Genomic DNA, 3,516 nt, shown 5'->3' with positions numbered 1-3,516 from the left:
CCCCCGCGGCGGGGGGCGCCTCGATGTCGACCGCGAGATTCTCGGACCAAGCGGATGCGTCGCCGCGGCCGTTCCAGACCGAGACCAGATAGGAGCCGGGAGCGAGCGTCGAAGGCAGCTTCGCCGTCGCGGTCCAGAGCGACGCCTCCGGCAAAGGCGCTCGAGCGACCTCGCGGCCGTCTCCGGTTTTGAGCCGGATCATCGCGCCCGGCGCGAGGCCGAGATTGCGACCGAACAGTCGCAGCTCCCGTCCCGGTCGCGCCAGCGCGCCGGCTTCGCCCTGCGACCAATAGAGGACCGGACGGTTCAGAACTCCCGAAGCCGCGAACTTTTCACCTTCGAGCCGATATCGGTAGACGCCCTGCCGCCACTCGGAAGGAATCGAAAAATAGAGCGTCTGCGGCGTTTGCCGAGAAGGGAGCAGGGAGGTTTTCGCGGCGCCGCCTCCGCCGCTCTCGGAAGGCGTATCGGCCAGGAGCTCGAGCGTGACACTTTTCACGACATCAAACTCGTGCCCTACTAATATTACTGTATCGCCAGAGGTAGCAGGATCGCTCGACCAAAAAATTGAGGGAGAAGCAAATCCTTCACAAAGCAAAAGCGGAGAACCCATGAGCGACATAGCCAGGTATACGACCACATTCTTCATAGCCGCCCTCATTTCGAGCCAATCCTTGACGCTTTTTGCATCAAATAGACCAATACCAGCTCAGCAAATGTAAGATAAACATTCCCACCGAACGGTCCTCTTATAAGTATCGGTACCGACGCCGTAATTATCGCACCTTGCAGATCTACCCCGTTTAATGTTACCTTGCTTTGCAATACATACCTATGCGCAATGTATAAAAATATGGAAGACCCAATAACAACACCGAATAAACCGCCATCCGCATAGAAGTCCACCGTAATAAATGAAGAAAGGTTATATGTGCCCGCAACCTTTGTGTCCTCTAGTATAGCGCCCATCTCATACCCTGTCCACACTTGCTTATCTGTCCATATATTACGTGGTAAAAGAAACAATATAATAGAAAGCGACTTAAGCCCAAAATACCAATTATGACTTTCCATGTATGCAATGTTATATACGGACATGTCGAATACATCAACAAATGGAACTCTCAATACTCCACCTCCAAAGTCTGTTAGACGCGCAGCCTCATCCAGTGAAACACCCTCTCTCCCGACCAAATTCATTAATGGCATCACGATAATTAAGCCGAAAAAAATTCCAGCATAAGCAATAGCCGAGCTGATTTTTCCGCGCATAAAGATATAAACGACAGGGTACCAACTTGCTAGCACAAAGTATCGGGCAGCATTTCGTGGATTTTGACTAATACCTAGCAGAATTAGAATTATTGCGATAATTAATGTACTGATATATTTAAAATTCCTTGGAGCTCCAATATGTGCAATACATGCAATAAATGCTGTTGAAATTTGTAAAGTTAAAATTGGAAACGATATAAAATCCGTGGACGACACATCCTTCTCCAGGCGGTACGCTAGAAGATTTGTAATACCCCCCGATGTTACAACGACGCCAACAAATGCGAATACATTTATTACAAATGCGACCAACATCATTCTTTGGCCAATTAATATATTTTCGGTTCGGAAGCCATGATCCTGCCTATAACAAATAACGCTGTTATATAAATAAAGCGAAAAGAAAATAAATATTGTAACCATCGCTTCCATCAATTCATATCTCGTAAAGTAAAGAACATCGACAGGACCATCTGTTATATGCCCGTCAGCTATAGCCTGGACTGGCTCAATAACGAAAAATATATATACAATAATCCATACCATTTCGTGTATATCAAAATATTTTGATTTTCTATTCATTACTGCAGTTATTACTAGAACAAACAACGGAAATGTTAAGAAAACAGAAAATATGTCTCTTGCGAAAATCGCATTTATTAAATAGTATAAGATCAACACTGAACATCTTGCGTAAATCATAGCCCATCTTTCATCATCTCAGTGGCCAATATTTTAGCGAGCTGTTCATTGCCTTCATTTGTCGGATGAACGCCGTCTGAGTACAAATGCGTATCCCATTGTGGAAATTTCGCCACGTCAACGATGCGAAGGCCCTCTTTTGTTGCAACAGCTTCTATCTCTTTCCTCTCAGGAAGCCATTCACGCCCACTTCTAGCTATTGTGAGTTCGTGCGCTGTCGGATAAAGCCAAATGAACCCTCTATGAGTATTTCTTGAGAATACAGTATTAATAATATTCTCAAACTCTATCACATGCTCACGAGTTATGAGCCCAGACACAGGTAGCTCGTTATTTTCATTTAATATAAGAATTCTCGGTAAAATATACCTCCGAAATAGATAACAGAAAGCACACATGACGCGCTGCGTCGGAAATACATACTCCCCTTTCCACTCTGTCTTTCGGTTCAGTGCTCCAGACATATACTCCCACATTACGTAGTCTGCGCTGTTTATTTTTTCTGCATTAGCTTTTAAATAGGCGAACTGATTCAATTGAGTCCAGCCACCCGTCGCGATTGGCCAAATAATCCGTCCAGATACCATGCCTCGTTCGATTAATGGCCCGAGCTTTTCTCTTTGTGGGAATGGATTGCCCCCCATTACAATTGAGTTTCCTATTAGAAATATTTTTGGACTTATATCCGGCTGCCACTCTCTAGCCGTCGGCATACTCATGGCATTAAAATACCAGTCGTTTTTCCTTTGGAAAAAGCCATTCTGTGATGGTCTTGGAATGTAGCCGATATCATCGGAAATATCATAAAGCGGGAAATCAGAATATCCAAATATTCTAGTCATGACTTCGGCCGCAACTGACATCGTAGCTACGGATATAACAAGGACTACTATCGCCTTCTTTCGTAAGATCGCTACAGCCACCCTCGTCACCATGTGATACGCGCAAACGCTAGCTTTTAGCCAAGCTTCTGCTTAGAAAAAGGAGTGGGATAGAACTCCAAATAACTCTCGATATCGCGCTTACCCACGGCACGACTTCTAACCCTACCGCTGGTATCAACAGCACTTTCCCCAATAAGGCCGTCGACATAGCCATGAAGCCATAGAGAAGTTGTGGCCTCAACGCCCCTGCGCTACTCAAGAATGAGGTCAGGGAATATTCAATAGAATCCACCACTTTCCATAGAGCTAACCCGCCCAACAGCACCAGGGTGGGGACCGCCACTCCGGCGGTCCAATGTTCAACGATCCACTGTCCCAAAAGCACCAAGCCAGAACAACATGCCGACGAAACCACCAGCGAGTTTACAAAGGCTCGTCGAAGTGTGTTTTTGACCCATGCGTCATCCTGCCGCGCTCGCGCTTCGGCATAGGCTGGCCAAAGCGGCTGCAAAGCGAGGTGGATGAGCATTGGAACGAGCCCGAACATTCGCTCCGGCACAGAAAAGGCCGTCACCGCCTCCGGCCCGAGCATTTTGGAGATGATCAGATTGTCGGAGGCGACATTTATTGCGACCACGATCTGAATCCCCAGAAA

At 46.6% G+C, this 3,516-nt stretch carries 4 protein-coding genes; all 4 read right to left on the bottom strand.

The annotated features are described in order from the left end of the window. Positions 1-649: hypothetical protein (locus A1351_RS04160; protein WP_157096096.1), on the bottom strand; the 649-nt coding region annotated here is incomplete at its 3' end. A gap of 8 nt (positions 650-657) precedes the next feature. Then, positions 658-1,953: a hypothetical protein gene (locus tag A1351_RS24405; RefSeq protein WP_157096095.1), complete on the bottom strand. Its 1,296-nt coding sequence runs from the start codon at positions 1,951-1,953 to the stop codon at positions 658-660. Between the two features lie 20 nt (positions 1,954-1,973). Further along, positions 1,974-2,819, bottom strand: coding sequence for a hypothetical protein (locus tag A1351_RS24400; protein ID WP_157096094.1), 846 nt, complete (start codon positions 2,817-2,819; stop codon positions 1,974-1,976). 109 nt (positions 2,820-2,928) lie between these two features. Further along, positions 2,929-3,516 (bottom strand): lipopolysaccharide biosynthesis protein (locus A1351_RS25135; RefSeq protein ID WP_198162214.1); only part of this gene is annotated, 588 nt, incomplete at its 5' end.

Source organism: Methylosinus sp. R-45379, assembly GCF_001644125.1.
Lineage (GTDB): Bacteria > Pseudomonadota > Alphaproteobacteria > Rhizobiales > Beijerinckiaceae > Methylosinus.
Note: the sequence above shows the minus strand (reverse complement) of the source record. Positions and strands in the feature narration are given on the sequence as shown.

Excerpts from the sequence above, each read along its gene's own strand:
- A1351_RS24400 (WP_157096094.1), bottom strand. The coding sequence starts at position 2,819 with ATGACTAGAATATTTGGATATTCTGATTTCCCGCTTTATGATATTTCC.